We start from the raw sequence: 16,232 nt of genomic DNA on the forward strand, positions 1-16,232 counted from the left end.
CCCTTAGTCAGAATCACCGAGGGCTTTTTGCAATCTGATGGATGTTATTGAATATGTAATGTTACAAATAATTCTTTAAAACATCAAATTCAGATTCAATGGGTTATGCTTTTTAATGATTTTCTAATTATTCCACTGGGATCGCTGTTCTGGCCAAATCTACCAGATCTGCGTCGTTCACTTCCTTCTTCAAATCGGCTACTTCGAGGAATCTTGTATATAATTCGTCCAATGCTGGCTTGTCGAAGCTAAATCCAAGTAATTCTAGGCGGTGCTTCAAAGCATGTCTACCACTACGGGCCGTCAAAACAATGTCCGACTTATCCACGCCCACATCCTGCGGGTTCATGATTTCGTAAGTCAACTGGTGTTTTAAGAAACCATCCTGGTGAATTCCGGATGAATGTGCAAATGCATTCCGTCCCACAATCGCCTTATTTGCCTGAACCGGCATGCGCATCATTTTCGAAACCAGCTGGCTCGTTGGATAAATGAATTGCGTGTTAACTCCCGTTTCCAAACCAAGTTCTTTGTGGACTGTCAAAGCCATCACAACTTCTTCCAAAGACGTATTTCCAGCTCTTTCACCAATTCCATTGATCGTAACCTCAACCTGGCGCGCTCCCTGGCTTATGCCCGCGATAGAATTCGCAGTCGCCAATCCCAAATCATTGTGGCAGTGAATGGAAATAACCGCTTTATGAATGTTCGAAACGTTCTCGAAGATGTATTTGATTTTGGACCCATACTCGTCCGGAAGGCAATATCCGGTTGTGTCCGGAATGTTTACCACTGTTGCGCCAGCACCAATCACTGCTTCAACCAATTGCGCAAGGAAAACCAGATCCGCACGTCCTGCATCTTCGCAATAAAACTCCACGTCCTCAACCTTGCTCTTTGCGTATTTCGTGGCTGTAATCGCTCTTTCGAGAATCTTTTCGCGTGTTGTATTGAATTTGTGCTGAATGTGAATGTCCGAAGAACCGATGCCCGTGTGAATGCGTCCGCGACGTGCGTATCGCAATGCATTGGCAGCCGCATCAATGTCGCCCGGCACCGCCCGCGAAAGCGCGCAAATGATAGGCTCGCGCACTGCTTTGGATATTTCAACAACAGAATTAAAATCGCCAGGGCTTGAAACCGGAAAGCCGGCCTCAATAATGTCTACACCGAGTTTTTCGAGCTGCTTGGCTACAACAACCTTTTCTTCTGTCGTTAATTGGCTGCCTGGAACCTGCTCGCCGTCTCGCAAAGTTGTGTCGAAGATCTGGACTCGATTACTCATTGGTGGGTATCAAAATTTTAATGGATACGAATTTAATAAATTTCAAACAATATAAAACCCTTTCCGGATTAGAGAAAGGGTTTCAAACGAATCAAAACATAACCTTTCCCGTATTTACGGTATCAGCAAATTCAGGAGATTAAGGTTCAATTCGAGTGCGTTCATGATATCAGGTTGCGAAATTTCGCTAACAACATTTTGTTCTGCAAATAAAACATAAGTTTTCCTTCAAACAAATATTATTTGGCAAAACTTCTATTAAATCAGATTCTTTTCAAAAGCTCAGCACCAGCTGATTGCGTGTTCAATAGCAAGTGCGCAGGCGTCGAAGCATCCGAAATGTCTTTTGTACGGAAACCATCTTTCAAAAGCTTATCAACCGCTGCAATAATCGCGTCCGATTCTTCTTTCAAGCCAAATGAAATGTCCAGCAACAATGCAGCAGAAAGAACAGAAGCTAACGGATTAGCAATGCCTTTTCCAGTAATGTCATGCGCTGAACCGTGGATCGGCTCGTAGACGCCCGTGCTATCGCCCACAGAAGCAGACGCCAACATGCCCATAGAGCCTGCAATCTGGCTTGCTTCATCCGTCAGAATGTCTCCGAACAAATTAGCCGTTACCACAACGTCGAAGCGTCTTGGATCTTTGATCAGCAACATTGCCGCTGAATCCACAAACTGGTGTTCTACCGTAACATCCGGATACTCAGGAGCAAGCGCCTGGATCACTTCTCTCCACAAACGGCTTGTTTCCAAAACGTTAGCTTTATCAACTGACATCAATCTTTTGCCACGCGTACGAGCAGCTTCAAATGCCTTGCGACCAATGCGTTCCACTTCGTATCTGCTGTATTCCGCAATGTCGTAAGCAGTGTTGTTATCATTTTTACGACCTTTTTCACCAAAATAAATATCCCCCGTAAGCTCACGGAAGAAAAGAATATCCGAACCTTTCAGGATTTCGGGCTTAATCGAAGACGCACTCAAAAGCTCATCAAACAACTTGATAGGGCGCAAATTGGCATACAAACCAAGCTCCTTACGCATTTTCAGCAAGCCTTGCTCCGGACGAACTTTGGCAGTTGGGTCATTGTCATATTTCGGATGGCCTACGGCGCCAAATAGGATTGCATCCGAGTTACGCATTTTTTCAAGCGTCTCATCCGGAAGCGGGTTACCAGTCGCTTCAATGGCAACGTGGCCCATTAATGCTTCGTCATAGCTGAATTCGTGACCGAATTTCTCAGCAATTTTCACCAAAACACTTTTCCCAACTTCTGTAACTTCCTGTCCGATTCCATCCCCCGGAACGATTAGAATATTTTTCTTCATTAATTGTTTGAATTGATAATCAATTATTTAATCATTTTCATTCTCGCCAAAAGCGGTGGCAAATCTTCTCTTATGGTTGCAAAAACGGCGTTGGATGAGATTCCAAAATATTCATGAATCAGCTTATTTCGCATTAGTTTCATCAATCGCCATTCAATATCTGAATGTGCTTCTTTGAAAGCATCTGAAACTTTGGTCGCTGCTTCACCGATGATTTCAAACCGGCGATAAACCGCATCCTGTAACATCAGGCTTACTTCAAAATCCGTTTCCGATTTCCCTTCTACTAGTCCATTATAATCCCAATCGACTCTATAATGTCCTGAATGTAAACCAAATCGTCCCGAATCATATAAGCTCGACCGTATTCTCAAAAACATATTTTTGAATGGAAGATTTAACGGCCTTAAACTCAACCAGATCAATTTTCCGCTTGAAGATCGATTCTAATTCATCCTCAATACGCAAAATATCAAACATAGTAAGCCCGCTCGCTTCAATCAAAAGGTCAAGATCACTATCATCATTCTCCTCATTTCGTGCAAAAGAACCAAAGACAGCCGCCTTTGTCACTTTCTTTTGCAAAAGATAGTTTTTGAGGTTTTGATATAATTGTGACTTGTCCATTCTATTATTTTTTGGTCAAATTAATCAAATCGCGCTAACCAGCGGGATTTCGCCGATCAGTTCCGGGCTTGCGGGAATGCCGATTAGGTTTAGCATTTTTTGCGTGGCCATGATGGCTGAGACGGTTTGGTCGGAGTCTAAGCCTCTGGTTTTTACGTCCTTACCGTTGATTTCCCAGGTAATGATCGTTTCGCAAAGAGCATCGGTTTTTCCACCGGGCGGGATGCGCACTGCATAATCCGTTAGCATGGGCAGACTGATTCCTTTACGGCAATATATTTTCTTCAACGCATTCATAAAGGCATCATACTGACCGTCGCCCTGCGCATTTTCTTCGAAAATCTCGTCTTCAAACCTGATTTGCAGTGTGGCAGAAGGCTTTAAATTTTTAGAATGCGTAAGCACGTAATTGACGATAACAACCTTCTCCTCAATGGCATTACTAGCCAGAATATCAGAAATGATATAGGGCAGATCCTCTGGCGTCACCGCTTCTTTGCGATCGCCGAGTTCAATAATCCGCTGCGTGACTTTTTTAAGATCCGAGTCAGACAGGGAGATTCCCAGATCCCTAAGATTATTCTCAATATTAGCTTTTCCGGAAGTTTTACCCAAAGCATAAAGCCGCTGACGACCGAAACGCTCTGGCATTAACTTACTGAAATACAGATTGTTCTTTTTATCGCCATCCGCGTGAATGCCAGCTGTTTGAGTAAAGACACTTTCACCAACAATTGGCTTATTAGATGGGATACGAACACCAGAAAATGTCTCAACCAGCTTGCTAACCGTGTATAATGAGCGCTCGTTGACAGACGTTTTAAACTCCGGCATGAGGTCATTGATGACTGCAATTGTGCTCGCCAGCGGCGCATTACCCGTTCTTTCACCCATGCCATTCACCGTCAAATGCAGCCCATGCGCACCTGCACGCAATGCTTCCATGACATTCGCAACGCTCAGGTCATAGTCGTTATGCGCGTGGAACTCGAAATGGCTGTCAGGATAACGGTCAACGATCGACTTGACAAAAGTATAGGATTCCGAAGGCGTTAGAATGCCCAGCGTATCAGGCAGCAAAATCCGTTTTACCGGCTGGGTAACCAGGAAATCAAGCGATTGGAAAACATATTCGGGTGAATCCCGCATGCCATTGCTCCAATCTTCGAGATAGACATTGCAATCGATACCTTGGTTTTCAGCCAATTCAATCACCTTACGAATGTCTTCAAAATGTTCGGCAGGTGACTTTTTAAGCTGATGTTTTAAATGATTCAGCGAACCTTTGGTCAAAAGATTCATCACACGCGCACCCGATTCCAGCATCCAGTTAATGGAAGCGTCGCCGTCTACAAAAGTTAAAACTTCAATTTTATCCAGAAAACCATTGGCCCTTGCCCATTCAGTGATTTTCCGGACAGCCTGAAATTCTCCTTCCGAAACCCGGGCCGAAGCGATTTCAATGCGGTCTACCTTCACTTCCTGCAACAGGATTTGCGCAATGGTCAACTTTTCTGATGCGGAAAACGACACGCCGCTGGTCTGCTCACCGTCGCGGAGTGTCGTGTCCATTATTTCAATATAGCGGCTGTTCATAAGTGCGGCGGCCGGCTTTAATAGATTCTTTCTGCTTCAAACTCCTTGATCTCGCCTTTCATAGCTTGCAGATAATCGATATCGTCGAAGCCATTCATCATGTTATGTTTTTTATAACCATTGATGTCGAAAGATTCAGATTCGCCGGAGCCTACGATCGTGATCGTCTGCGCATCAAGGTTCACCTCGAATTCCGCATTCGGATCAGCCTCAATGGCCTGGAATATTTTATCCAGAAATTCAGGACTAACCTGAACCGGCAAAATGCCGATATTCAATGAGTTACCTTTAAAAATATCCGCAAAAAAGCTGGAAACCACGCAACGGAAACCGTAATCATAGATCGCCCAGGCAGCATGCTCCCGGCTCGATCCGCTTCCGAAATTGTGACCGCCTACCAGGATTTTTCCTTTGTAAATCGGATTGTTTAGTACAAAATCTGTCTTCGGCGTATCATCGCCGTTGTAGCGCCAGTCACGGAAAAGGTTGTCGCCAAATCCTTCGCGCTTGGTTGCTTTCAGAAAACGCGCAGGGATAATCTGGTCTGTATCAACGTTTTCTATCGGCAAAGGAACTGCCGTGCTTTTTAAAACTGTGAATTTATCGTAAGCCATGTTAATGTCGGGTTTGAATTAAAGAAGATCACGTGGGTCTGTAACAACGCCGGTCACTGCCGCAGCCGCAGCCACCAATGGACTAGCCAGAAGCGTTCTCGCGCCCGGCCCTTGGCGACCTTCGAAATTCCGGTTTGACGTGCTGACAGCATATTTTCCGGCTGGAATTTTGTCATCATTCATCGCCAGACAAGCTGAGCATCCAGGCTGACGAAGCTCAAAACCGGCTTCCGTAAGAATGTCCAAAATCCCCTCTTCTTTAATCTGAGCCTCAACAATGTGTGAACCTGGAACCACCCAAGCCGTCACATTATCAGCCTTTTTACGACCTTTTACAATCGAAGCGAATGCACGGAAATCTTCAATGCGACCATTCGTGCAGCTTCCGATGAAAACGTAGTCGATTTTCTTTCCTAGCATGGATTCATTTTCATGAAAGCCCATGTAAGCCAATGACTTATCGTATGTAGACTTTCCGCCTTCGACTTGTTCCGAAGTTGGGATATTCCTGGATATTCCCTGACCCATTCCCGGATTCGTTCCGTAAGTGATCATGGGCTCAATGTCCGCTGCATCGAAAGTATATTCTTTGTCAAAAACAGCGCCTTCGTCTGTTTTCAGTGTTTTCCAGTAAGCAAGCGCCTCGTCCCACTTCTCTCCTTTTGGAGCCTGGTCGCGGCCATCAATGTACGCAAATGTAGTTTCGTCCGGAGCGATCATGCCGCCGCGTGCACCCATTTCAATGCTCATGTTACAAACCGTCATACGGCCCTCCATGCTCATATTTCTGAAAACGTCACCCGCATATTCAACAAAATAACCCGTTGCGCCGGCAGTTGTCAGTTTTGAAATAATGTAAAGTGTAACGTCTTTTGGCGTAACCCCTTTGCCTAATGTTCCATTGACATTCACACGCATTTTCTTAGGCTTCGGCTGCATAATGCATTGCGAAGAAAGCACCATTTCAACCTCAGAAGTGCCTATACCAAAGGCAATTGCACCAAAAGCGCCATGTGTAGATGTATGAGAATCCCCACAAACGATCGTCATGCCAGGAAGAGTGATCCCATTTTCAGGACCCACCACGTGCACAATTCCGTTTCTGGCGTGGCCAAGGCCCCAGTGTGAAATTCCGTATTTCAATGAGTTGGTTTCCAGCGCTTTCAATTGATTTGCAGAAAGCGGGTCTTCAACCGGAAGATGTTGGTTAACTGTTGGTGTATTGTGGTCGGCTGTGGCGAATGTTCTTTCAGGATACATTACGCCGATGTTTCTGCTTTCAAGACCCAGAAATGCAACCGGGCTGGTTACTTCGTGGATAAAATGACGGTCGATGAAGAACACATCCGGACCATCTGCAATTTTGCGAACAACGTGTGCATCCCACACCTTGTCGAAAAGGGTATTCGCTTGATTACTCATTTGATGATTATTAAAATTTCGCCTCTTCAAGACTGACTTCTAAGAAATTGCGACATGAATCGCTGTTTTCTCAAAAGGAGAAATGAGATTACAAATTACCACAAATTCAAGGTAATTAATATAACGTTAAAGGTTCAAAAAATAGTGATTTTGGTTTTTTGCAGAAGTTTGAGCGGAAATTGCTATTGCTTATCATTGTTGATCACTGACCACTTGTCATTCTAATAAGCGCTTCTTTAAGCGGAGGCAGGTGAACTTCAATAATTCGCCAGACTATTTCGTAGTCTATTCCAGCATAATCGTGTACAAGAATGTGCCTGGATCTGATGATTCGCATCCATTCAATGTCAGGATAATTTTCGCGGACATCTTTCGGGACACGATTTGCGGCTTCGCCCAAAACTTGAATGTTTCTGATTACAGCGTCGCGGGTTTTTCTATCGTCCAAAAAGCCTTCAAAATTTATCCCCGCAGTATAATCCAGCACAGTTTCCACTGAATCAAGCATATCCGAAAACAAGATTGACGGGACTCTTTCAGACATAAATTAAATTTTTCTCAATAAAAGGCAGTAATGGAGCTTTCAAGCCCTTTTTACTTACAAGATCTACTTTCGTTTGTAGCATATCTTCCAATTCTATGGCGAGATCAATAAATTCAAAGCCAACAGGAGACGAAAACTCAACAAGAATGTCCACATCGCTGCCGTCATTGGCATCATTTCTGGCATAGGAGCCAAAAAGTGCCATGGATTTTATAGGATATTTGCTGAAAAAATATCCTCTGGATTTATTAAGCCGATCTAAAACAGTTTTAGTGTCCATAGAAATGAAATATCATCATTCAATCTAGACTTTTTAACACGGAATGCCAAATCAATTGTGCTTCTTCGGCGTCCTCCCATGCTTTTCTTTATAGGTCTTTATAAAGTGCGAAACGCTTTCGTAACCAATCTCGGTGCTGATTTCTGAGACGTTTTTTGTACTGTTCCTCAACAAAAAGTCAGCGTAATCAAGTCTCTTATTTTTAAGCCAAAACGCGGGTGAAGTTTTAAATTCGTCTTGGAAATCTCTTTTAAATGCTGAAAGGCTTCTTCCGGATAACCTCGCTAATTCATTTAATGTTAATGGCTTCAAATAATAACTATTCATCAAGAACGACAAATCAGCCTTTTCACCTTTGTACAAACTATAAAGAATCGCTCGTAGCTGTTTTGAATCATCCAGTTCGAGCAAATGAAGCAGCAATTCCTGGAATTTAAGCCTAAGGAAATGATTCTTTAATTCAGTTCTTGACCTGAAATAAGGAAAAACCGATTGGATGAACTTCTCGAAATTCTCGTCCGATTTCAACAGCAGGATCGGATTTTCAAGAACCGGCGTCGCCTTAGCCGGATTGAAAAGCTCAGGATGTAAGCTGACGAATTCTTTTAATAGCTTTTCATCAAAAAAGAAAACCAAGCTTTTATAAGACTCATTGATTGACTCCGACATTAGATAGAAACCACGTTGGACAAACAGAATGTCGCCTTTCTCAACATGCACCTCTTGGGTGGGACTCGTAAATTTCTTCTCCCCTTCTAAAACCACAATCACCGCATGCTCTTCAAAGAATACATCATATTTGGAAGGATAAACCTCATTGCGATAGGCAACAAAAGTCATATCCTGAATCTTCAAAGATTCAAATTCTTGGGAGCTGATATCTGATGGGACGCGGAGCATATCAAATCATAAATTGAAACAAATCCGGCTGGTCGTTCAAATATTCGTAAACGACCCGATTGGCGTCCATTCGCTCAATTAATGGTGCGAAATCTTCGCGATTTTTCAGTTCAATGCCGACTAATGCAGGGCCTTGCTCGCGGTTGGTTTTCTTAACATATTCGAATCTGGCAATGTCATCATTCGGGCCGAGGACATTTAGAAATTCACGGAATGCGCCGGAGCGTTGGGGGAAGCGGATGATGAAGTAATGTTTTAAGCCTTCATAAAGCAAGGAGCGCTCTTTGATTTCTTCGGTTCTGGTAATGTCATTATTTCCTCCGCTGATTAATGCGACGACATTTTTTCCTTTTATTTCATCTTTTATCAAATCCAATGCGGCAACTGTGAGCGCTCCGGCTGGTTCGGCTACGATGGCTTCTTCGTTATAAAGCTGTAAAATGGATGAGCACACTTTACCTTCCGGAACGAGAATCACCTTATCAAGACTTTTACTGCAAATTTCAAACGTGATTTCGCCAGCCCTGCGAACCGCAGCACCGTCAACAAATTTGTCAATGTGCTCTAATGTGACCACACGCCCGTCTTGCATGGCCTGATACATGGTCGGCGAACCTTCCGGCTCGACGCCTATTAGCTTTGTTTTGGGCGAAAGTTGTTTGAAAACAGTAGAAATTCCCGAAGCTAAACCTCCGCCGCCAATCGCCATCAGCAAATAGTCAATCTTAAAATCAGCGTCCTTGAAAATTTCCAAGCCCACAGTTCCCTGACCTTCAATGACTTGCAAATCGTCAAATGGATGCACAAAGACGGCATTATTCAAGGTTTGATATTCTTTGGAGGCATAGTAGGCATCGTCATAAGTATCGCCTACCAAGTGGATCTCGATCCATTCCTGACCAAACAATCTAACTTGTTTTACTTTCTGCGCTGGCGTGGTTGTAGGCATGAAAATCGCTCCTTTAACCTGCATTTTCCTGCATGCGTATGCTACACCTTGTGCATGGTTGCCTGCGCTCGCACACACGACCCCGCCCGCAAGTGCTTCGGCGGACATGCTTGCCATTTTGTTGTAGGCACCGCGAATTTTGTAGGAACGCACGGTTTGAAGATCTTCTCTTTTCAGATAAATATTGGCCTGATATTGTTCAGAAAGATGCGCATTGTAAAAAATCGGTGTATGGTTAATGATGCCTCGAAGCCTTTCAGCGGCGAGGAAAATGTTGTCTAATGTCGGAGCGGAGTGAGCTGTATCCATTGCTGTTAATGAAAAAAGCCTTGCATGCTGCAAAGCTTCAAATTTCTCTATATTCTCAATTGCCGTTGGCTTAAGCCAACGGCAAAGAAAAAAATCTAATTAATTATTCTCTGGGCGCAGGCTGCGAACAGTTTTGCCTGATTGCCACATTTCTGATTCGCGAAGCTCAGCTAATTCTTCTTCTAGCTTCACGCGGTAATCCGATTGTGAGTTACGGGTGATGGAGATTTTAGCTTGCTCGCCGCTTTTTACAGAGTTGTAAAGTTGTTCGAAAACAGGCTTAGTAGCGTCACGGAATGGTTTCCACCAGTCCAATGCACCCCGTTGTGCTGTTGTAGAGCAGTTTGCGTACATCCAGTCCATGCCGTTTTCAGCAACAAGCGGCATCAATGACTGCGTCAATTCTTCAACTGTTTCGTTGAATGCTTCTGATGGCGAATGTCCGTTTGAGCGAAGCACTTCGTATTGTGCTGCGAAAATTCCCTGGATAGCACCCATCAATGTTCCGCGCTCGCCTGTAAGGTCAGACGTAACTTCGCGGTAAAAATCAGTTTCGAACAAATAACCTGAACCAACACCAATTCCCATTGCGATGCATTTCTCACGTGCTCTGCCCGTTGCATCCTGAAATATTGCAAAAGAAGAATTCAAACCTTTTCCTTCTACGAACAAGCGACGAAGTGAAGTTCCTGATCCTTTTGGAGCAACCAAATATACGTCTACGTCCGCAGGAGGGATAATTCCAGTTTGATCTTTGTAAGTTACACCAAAACCATGTGAGAAATACAACGATTTTCCGGCAGTAAGGTTAGCCTTAACAGTTGGCCATAATTCAATTTGAGCGGCGTCAGAAAGCAGGTAACAAATGATTGTTCCTTTTGCCAATGCTTCTTCCAATTCGAAAAGTGTTTCGCCAGGAACCCATCCGTCAGCAACGGCTTTGTCCCACGACTTACCTCCTTTGCGCTGTCCAACGATCACATTGAATCCGTTATCACGCATGTTCAAGCTTTGGCCTGGGCCTTGTACGCCGTAACCAATTACAGCTATGGTTTCATTAGAAAGTACTTCACGTGCCTTTTCAAGAGGAAATTCTTCACGGGTTACTACTTCTTCTTCGACCCCGCCGAAATTTAATTTTGCCATTGATTATTGATTGGATTATTGATTACTCGATTTAAAAACAATATTAGGTAAAGTTGACCGGTTACTGATAATACTCCCACTCAGCCTCAGGAAGGTAATCCACAAGCGTCTGAGGCGATTTACTCACTGCAACACGTCCTGATCTCACAAATTCCAGGATTTCGTGCGGTTTGATATAGTCAAAGAATTCAAAGATCTCTTCTTCCGTGCCCGTTTTCTGGATGATCACATAAGTCAAATGCCAGTAAACGACCCACGCTTTGTAAGTTTTGTTAATGGTCTCAATATCAAGTGGTTTTGCACCGATTGGCGTTGAGATTTTAAACAATGCGATCTCATTATATGCGATATCGTCATTAAGATAACCAAAAACAGCCAGCACTTCAATCACTTTACGGATCTGGCGGACGAGCTTTTCAACTGCGTCGCGCGACTCATGGCGAATGACGATGGTAAACCTTGAAATACCCTTACGTTCTGTTTCAGAAACCGTAAGACTATCGATATTAATGCGTCTGCGTGTCAGAATGGTGGTAATCTTGTTCAGAATACCAATCGTATTTTCTGTAAAAACACAAATGGTGTATGTTGTCATGATCAATTAATGTCTATTTTATTCCAATCTGATATCTGCCACGCAAGCTCCCGTTGGAACCATTGGGAACACATTTTCTTCTTTTTCTACCAAAACTTCCAACAAGTAAGGCTTATCGGAAGCCAGCATTTTATCCAGCGAATCATTCAAATTCTCCCTGGCACCGCAAGTGTGGCCGTCGATCCCAAAACCTTTTGCTATGGTGATGAAATCAGGGTTTTGGAGCTCTACAAATGAATAGCGTTTCTGATGGAAAAGCTGTTGCCACTGGCGCACCATTCCAAGGAAGTTGTTATTCAGAATAATGATCTTAACCGGCAAACCGCTCTGTGCAATGGTTCCCAATTCCTGGATCGTCATCTGAAAACAGCCGTCACCAATGATCGCAACAACCTCACGATCAGGCGCTCCAACTTTCGCTCCAAAAGATGCAGGCAACGCAAAACCCATTGTTCCCAATCCACCGGAAGTGATGAAAGAATTCGCTTTTTTGAACTGATAATAACGCGCAGTCATCATCTGGTGCTGACCCACATCCGCTACAATCACCGCTTCGCCTTTTGTTTTATCGGAAAGCGTCCGGATCACCTCAGCCATTTTGATCTTTTCCGTCGTCGGAGCAAGTTCTGGCTGCGTAATTTTCTGATCTTCGATCGCATCGTATCTCTTGAATTCCTCACGCCATGCTTCGTGGTTGTTTTGCTTTACCAACGGAAGCAACATTTCAAGCGCTCTTTTGGCGTCACCTACAACAGGCGCATCCGCTTTTACGATCTTGTCAATTTCCGCCGGGTCAATTTCAATGTGAACGACCTTCGCCTGTTTGGCGTAGCGGCTTAAATCGCCCGTAACGCGGTCATCAAAACGCATTCCGACTGCTATAATGACGTCACATTGGTTGGTAAGGACATTAGTCCCATAATTTCCATGCATTCCAAGCCAGCCCACATAATTCGGATGGTCACAAGAAACAGAAGAAAGTCCGAGCAATGTTGAAGCCGCAGGAATGTCTGTTTTTTCGATGAATTGAATCAATTCAGCTTCTGCATTGGCAATTTGAACACCATGCCCGAAGAAAAGGAACGGACGTTTTGCCTGATTGATCAATTTTGCAGCTGCTGCAACCTGCTCATCTTTCGGAGACAAGCGTGGGTGATAGCTAACCAGTTTTTCACATTTTTTGTGAACAAATGGCCGCGTCATCAATTTTTGCTGCGCATCCTTTGTAATGTCGATCAGGACAGGTCCCGGACGGCCGGATTTTGCTATATAAAATGCTTTTGCAATGATTTCAGGAACTTCATCCGCATTTGTGATTTGATAATTCCATTTTGTGATTGGAATAGTCACGCCCATCACATCCGTTTCCTGGAATGCATCCGTTCCCAATAAATGAGAAGCCACCTGACCAACAATGCAAACCATTGGCGTTGAGTCGATTATGGCATCAGCAATTCCAGTTACGAGGTTTGTTGCTCCCGGGCCGGATGTTACAAGGCAAACGCCCACTTCACCCGTGATGCGCGCAAAACCTTCTGCCGCATGCGCTGCACCTTGCTCATGACGCACCAGAATGTGGTTAACCTGATCCTGATAATCATATATCGCGTCATACACCGGCATGATCGCCCCACCCGGATAACCGAAAATGGTCTCAACCCCTTCCGCGATCAGCGACTGGATTACGGCGTGTGAACCATTGATCAACTCCGGCTTAGCAATCGAAGCCACCGGCTCAACTGCTTGCATTGTTTGTGTTTGATTTTCATTAAATCCCATGACTCCTCTATTTATTTAGTCGGATGAATTTTATGCTTATTACGCTTCGTCCGTTACGCAGCCTTCGGCGGCTGATTTTACGGTTCTGATGTATCTTCCTAACATTCCTTTTGTAAACTTTGGAGCAGGCTGTACCCAGGCTGCTTTGCGGGCTGCCATTTCTTCGTCCGAAATATGCAATGTTAATTGACGGGTGTTGGCGTCGATGGAGATGCGGTCGCCGTCTTTGACCAGGGCGATCGGGCCTCCGTCGAATGCTTCGGGTGTAATGTGTCCTACTACGAATCCGTGTGTTCCGCCTGAGAAACGACCGTCTGTGATCAATGCGATCTTGTCTCCTAGTCCTGCTCCCATTACAGCGGAAGTTGGTTTTAGCATTTCCGACATTCCAGGGCCTCCTTTTGGACCAGCATTACGGATGACAACCACGTGTCCTTCTTTAATTTCTCCTTTTGAAAGCATGGTAATGATCTCCGATTCGTGCTCGCAAACTTTTGCTTCGCCGTCGAAAGTCATCCCTTCCTTTCCCGTAATTTTCGCAACCGCGCCCGTTGGCGTCAGGTTACCATACATAATCTGAATGTGACCGCTTGATTTAATGGCTTGCTCCAAAGGGAAAACCATTTTCTGTGTGTCAAAATTAAGATCAGGAGCCTCGGCAAGGTTTTCAGCAACTGTTTTACCGGTTACTGTAATACAATCTCCGTGGATCAGACCTTTGGAATATAAATACTTGGTAATAGCAGGCACCCCGCCGATTTCCAGAATATCTTCCATATAATATTTACCGCTAGGCTTCAAATCCGCGATAAATGGCGTGCGGTCTGAAATCGCCTGAATGTCGTCCAATGTTAGCCAAAGTCCTGCTGAACGCGCGATTGCTAAGAAGTGCAATGCTGCATTTGTAGAACCGCCCAATGCCATAACCACAGTCAGGGCGTTTTCAAGCGACTTTTTGGTGATGATTTCTTTTGGTGTAATGTTCAGCTCCAAAAGTTTTTTCATCGCTGCGCCGATTTTCTTGCATTCCTCCTGCTTGCCTTCGTGCGTTGCCGGGTAAGAACTGCTGAATGGCAAGCTCATTCCCATCGCCTCAATCGAAGCCGCCATCGTGTTCGCCGTGTACATGCCACCGCAAGCACCCTGGCCAGGAATTGAATTTTGTATAACGCCTTTGAAATCTTCGTCTGAAATGTTGTTGGCAAACTTCTTTCCAAGCGCTTCAAATGCTGAAACGATATCCAGTTTTTGTCCTTTATAATGTCCTGAACGGATTGTTCCGCCATAAACCATAATCGCAGGGCGATCAATACGCGCCATCGCCATCACGGCTCCCGGCATGTTTTTATCACAACCCACAACCGCAATTACGCCGTCATACCATTGCGCAGAAACCACTGTTTCAATCGAATCTGCGATAATGTCGCGGCTAGGCAACGAGTAACGCATTCCGTCGTTTCCGTTAGTCATCCCGTCCGAAACACCGATGGTATTGAAGATTAAACCGACCATTTCATTGGCCGTCACGCCTTGTTTCACATAAACGGAAAGTCCGTTTAAGTGCATATTGCAAGGATTTCCTTCATAACCCGTGCTGGCAATCCCGATTTGCGGTTTTGCGAAATCTTCTTCCTTTAACCCAATGCCGTAAAGCATGGCTTGTGCCGCCGGGTTGGTTACTTCTTGTGTAAGGGTTTTAGAAAATCTGTTAAGTTCTGTTGCCATGGTGAATATGTTGTAAATAAAAACACCTCATTCAGTGCGGTGAGTGAGGTGCCAGGTTTTATGCAAATCGTCCTCACTCACGCTAACGCGTGACTAGAATTAGAACTGGGACGATTAAAATGAATTTCATTAGCGTAACTATCAAGTCTAGCGAAATTTCGCTGATTTTTCGTTTGTGATACAAATTAGAAGGGTATCTTTCTATTTTCCAAACATTCGCACGATTTTTTGAAGATATTCTGAGATAAATACCAAATTAATGTTTGGTCAAGGATGGTTTCAGGAAAATATTTAATTTTGACCATCGCAAAATCCATAACTATGCTAACCACCGAATCGTCTTCCAAATACCAGGATCTTGAAAAAATGAGCGTTCAGGATATTTTGTTTTCTATTAATAAGGAAGATAAAACAGTCCCGAATGCAGTTGAAAAAGCCATCCCGCAAATTGAAGCGCTGGTGTCGCAAATTGTGCCGCGCATGCAGCGGGGCGGACGGTTATTTTACATCGGCGCAGGCACGAGCGGCCGTTTAGGCGTTGTAGATGCGTCGGAATGCCCACCTACATTTGGTGTTCCGTTTGATCTCGTGGTAGGAATTATTGCCGGAGGCGATAAGGCAATCCGTAAAGCGGTTGAAAATGCCGAAGATGACTGGAACCAGGCATGGCTGGATCTGGCGCCTTATCAGTTGAATGAAAATGATACATTAATAGGCATAGCTGCTTCAGGCCGAACGCCTTATGTGATTGGTGGCTTAAATGAGGCGCAAAAAGCAGGTTTGCTGACCGGATGCGTCGTTTGCAATGATGGCTCACCCGTTGCCAAAGCGGCGGAATTTCCTGTGGAAGTGGTTGTAGGACCTGAATTCTTAACAGGAAGCACAAGAATGAAATCAGGAACGGCTCAGAAATTGGTCCTAAATATGATTTCAACGGCACTAATGATCCGTTTAGGAAAAGTGAAGGGCAATAAAATGATCGATATGCAGCTTACCAATGAAAAACTGGTGAATCGTGCGCAGCAAATGATCATTGACGAGCTGAATGTGGATGCAGCAGAAGCTGAAAAATTATTGAATCAGTACGGAAGCGTTCGCGGGGCAATTGAATCTGTCCAGAAATAAAG

16 protein-coding genes are annotated in these 16,232 nt (G+C 44.4%); 1 reads left to right on the forward strand and 15 read right to left on the reverse strand.

Annotation, left to right across the window (positions count from 1 at the left end):
- Window positions 1-127: 127 nt before the first annotated feature.
- The 15 genes from LZG74_RS24780 to ilvD all read right to left on the reverse strand — a co-directional run bounded on the left by LZG74_RS24780 (window position 128) and on the right by ilvD (window position 15,105).
- On the reverse strand, window positions 128-1,285 hold the full coding sequence (locus LZG74_RS24780; protein WP_233799142.1) for a 2-isopropylmalate synthase: 1,158 nt from the start codon (window positions 1,283-1,285) through the stop codon (window positions 128-130).
- Between the two features lie 263 nt (window positions 1,286-1,548).
- Entirely contained in the window at window positions 1,549-2,619 is a 1,071-nt protein-coding gene (leuB, locus tag LZG74_RS24785; RefSeq protein ID WP_233799143.1) for a 3-isopropylmalate dehydrogenase, read from the reverse strand.
- 23 nt (window positions 2,620-2,642) lie between these two features.
- Window positions 2,643-2,999: a DUF86 domain-containing protein gene (locus LZG74_RS24790; RefSeq protein WP_233799144.1), complete on the reverse strand. Its 357-nt coding sequence runs from the start codon at window positions 2,997-2,999 to the stop codon at window positions 2,643-2,645.
- A complete protein-coding gene (locus LZG74_RS24795; protein WP_233799145.1) occupies window positions 2,968-3,246 on the reverse strand; it encodes a nucleotidyltransferase family protein in 279 nt (92 codons plus the stop codon). The genes LZG74_RS24790 and LZG74_RS24795 overlap by 32 nt, the downstream gene beginning before the upstream one ends.
- Window positions 3,247-3,270: 24 nt before the next feature.
- Window positions 3,271-4,842: an alpha-isopropylmalate synthase regulatory domain-containing protein gene (locus tag LZG74_RS24800; protein ID WP_233799146.1), complete on the reverse strand. Its 1,572-nt coding sequence runs from the start codon at window positions 4,840-4,842 to the stop codon at window positions 3,271-3,273.
- Window positions 4,843-4,859: 17 nt separating this feature from the next.
- On the reverse strand, window positions 4,860-5,456 hold the full coding sequence (gene leuD / locus LZG74_RS24805) for a 3-isopropylmalate dehydratase small subunit (RefSeq protein ID WP_233799147.1): 597 nt from the start codon (window positions 5,454-5,456) through the stop codon (window positions 4,860-4,862).
- Window positions 5,457-5,474: 18 nt separating this feature from the next.
- Window positions 5,475-6,878, reverse strand: coding sequence for a 3-isopropylmalate dehydratase large subunit (gene leuC / locus LZG74_RS24810; protein WP_233799148.1), 1,404 nt, complete (start codon window positions 6,876-6,878; stop codon window positions 5,475-5,477).
- 202 nt (window positions 6,879-7,080) lie between these two features.
- Entirely contained in the window at window positions 7,081-7,422 is a 342-nt protein-coding gene (locus LZG74_RS24815; protein WP_233799149.1) for a DUF86 domain-containing protein, read from the reverse strand.
- A complete protein-coding gene (locus tag LZG74_RS24820) occupies window positions 7,415-7,702 on the reverse strand; it encodes a nucleotidyltransferase family protein (protein WP_233799150.1) in 288 nt (95 codons plus the stop codon). Before LZG74_RS24820 ends, LZG74_RS24815 begins: the two co-directional genes overlap by 8 nt.
- Window positions 7,703-7,753: 51 nt before the next feature.
- On the reverse strand, window positions 7,754-8,602 hold the full coding sequence (locus LZG74_RS24825) for a helix-turn-helix domain-containing protein (protein WP_233799151.1): 849 nt from the start codon (window positions 8,600-8,602) through the stop codon (window positions 7,754-7,756).
- Between the two features lies 1 nt (window position 8,603).
- Window positions 8,604-9,860 (reverse strand): threonine ammonia-lyase, encoded by a 1,257-nt coding sequence (ilvA, locus tag LZG74_RS24830; protein WP_233799152.1) that lies wholly within the window; start codon window positions 9,858-9,860, stop codon window positions 8,604-8,606.
- A 99-nt stretch (window positions 9,861-9,959) separates the two neighbouring features.
- The gene (gene ilvC, locus LZG74_RS24835) at window positions 9,960-11,006 is read right to left on the reverse strand and encodes a ketol-acid reductoisomerase (protein WP_233799153.1); all 1,047 of its coding nucleotides are present in this window, start codon (window positions 11,004-11,006) and stop codon (window positions 9,960-9,962) included.
- 61 nt (window positions 11,007-11,067) lie between these two features.
- Window positions 11,068-11,601, reverse strand: a complete 534-nt coding sequence (gene ilvN / locus LZG74_RS24840; RefSeq protein WP_026631940.1) for an acetolactate synthase small subunit — start codon at window positions 11,599-11,601, stop codon at window positions 11,068-11,070.
- 18 nt (window positions 11,602-11,619) lie between these two features.
- Window positions 11,620-13,350, reverse strand: a complete 1,731-nt coding sequence (ilvB, locus tag LZG74_RS24845; RefSeq protein WP_233799154.1) for a biosynthetic-type acetolactate synthase large subunit — start codon at window positions 13,348-13,350, stop codon at window positions 11,620-11,622.
- Between the two features lie 69 nt (window positions 13,351-13,419).
- Entirely contained in the window at window positions 13,420-15,105 is a 1,686-nt protein-coding gene (gene ilvD, locus LZG74_RS24850) for a dihydroxy-acid dehydratase (protein ID WP_233799155.1), read from the reverse strand.
- A 321-nt stretch (window positions 15,106-15,426) separates the two neighbouring features.
- Here ilvD and murQ point away from each other — a divergent pair, with 321 nt between their 5' ends.
- Window positions 15,427-16,230, forward strand: coding sequence for an N-acetylmuramic acid 6-phosphate etherase (murQ, locus tag LZG74_RS24855; RefSeq protein ID WP_233799156.1), 804 nt, complete (start codon window positions 15,427-15,429; stop codon window positions 16,228-16,230).
- Window positions 16,231-16,232: the final 2 nt, after the last annotated feature.

The sequence above is a fragment of the Dyadobacter sp. CY327 genome (assembly GCF_021390415.1).
GTDB lineage: Bacteria > Bacteroidota > Bacteroidia > Cytophagales > Spirosomataceae > Dyadobacter > Dyadobacter chenhuakuii.

What these genes read in the sequence shown, in the direction of transcription:
- LZG74_RS24780 (WP_233799142.1), bottom strand. Translation starts at nt 1,285, where the DNA reads ATGAGTAATCGAGTCCAGATCTTCGACACAACTTTGCGAGACGGCGAG.
- leuB (WP_233799143.1), bottom strand. Translation starts at nt 2,619, where the DNA reads ATGAAGAAAAATATTCTAATCGTTCCGGGGGATGGAATCGGACAGGAA.
- LZG74_RS24790 (WP_233799144.1), bottom strand. Translation starts at nt 2,999, where the DNA reads ATGTTTTTGAGAATACGGTCGAGCTTATATGATTCGGGACGATTTGGT.
- LZG74_RS24795 (WP_233799145.1), bottom strand. Translation starts at nt 3,246, where the DNA reads ATGGACAAGTCACAATTATATCAAAACCTCAAAAACTATCTTTTGCAA.
- LZG74_RS24800 (WP_233799146.1), bottom strand. Translation starts at nt 4,842, where the DNA reads ATGAACAGCCGCTATATTGAAATAATGGACACGACACTCCGCGACGGT.
- leuD (WP_233799147.1), bottom strand. Translation starts at nt 5,456, where the DNA reads ATGGCTTACGATAAATTCACAGTTTTAAAAAGCACGGCAGTTCCTTTG.
- leuC (WP_233799148.1), bottom strand. Translation starts at nt 6,878, where the DNA reads ATGAGTAATCAAGCGAATACCCTTTTCGACAAGGTGTGGGATGCACAC.
- LZG74_RS24815 (WP_233799149.1), bottom strand. Translation starts at nt 7,422, where the DNA reads ATGTCTGAAAGAGTCCCGTCAATCTTGTTTTCGGATATGCTTGATTCA.
- LZG74_RS24820 (WP_233799150.1), bottom strand. Translation starts at nt 7,702, where the DNA reads ATGGACACTAAAACTGTTTTAGATCGGCTTAATAAATCCAGAGGATAT.
- LZG74_RS24825 (WP_233799151.1), bottom strand. Translation starts at nt 8,602, where the DNA reads ATGCTCCGCGTCCCATCAGATATCAGCTCCCAAGAATTTGAATCTTTG.
- ilvA (WP_233799152.1), bottom strand. Translation starts at nt 9,860, where the DNA reads ATGGATACAGCTCACTCCGCTCCGACATTAGACAACATTTTCCTCGCC.
- ilvC (WP_233799153.1), bottom strand. Translation starts at nt 11,006, where the DNA reads ATGGCAAAATTAAATTTCGGCGGGGTCGAAGAAGAAGTAGTAACCCGT.
- ilvN (WP_026631940.1), bottom strand. Translation starts at nt 11,601, where the DNA reads ATGACAACATACACCATTTGTGTTTTTACAGAAAATACGATTGGTATT.
- ilvB (WP_233799154.1), bottom strand. Translation starts at nt 13,350, where the DNA reads ATGCAAGCAGTTGAGCCGGTGGCTTCGATTGCTAAGCCGGAGTTGATC.
- ilvD (WP_233799155.1), bottom strand. Translation starts at nt 15,105, where the DNA reads ATGGCAACAGAACTTAACAGATTTTCTAAAACCCTTACACAAGAAGTA.
- murQ (WP_233799156.1), top strand. Translation starts at nt 15,427, where the DNA reads ATGCTAACCACCGAATCGTCTTCCAAATACCAGGATCTTGAAAAAATG.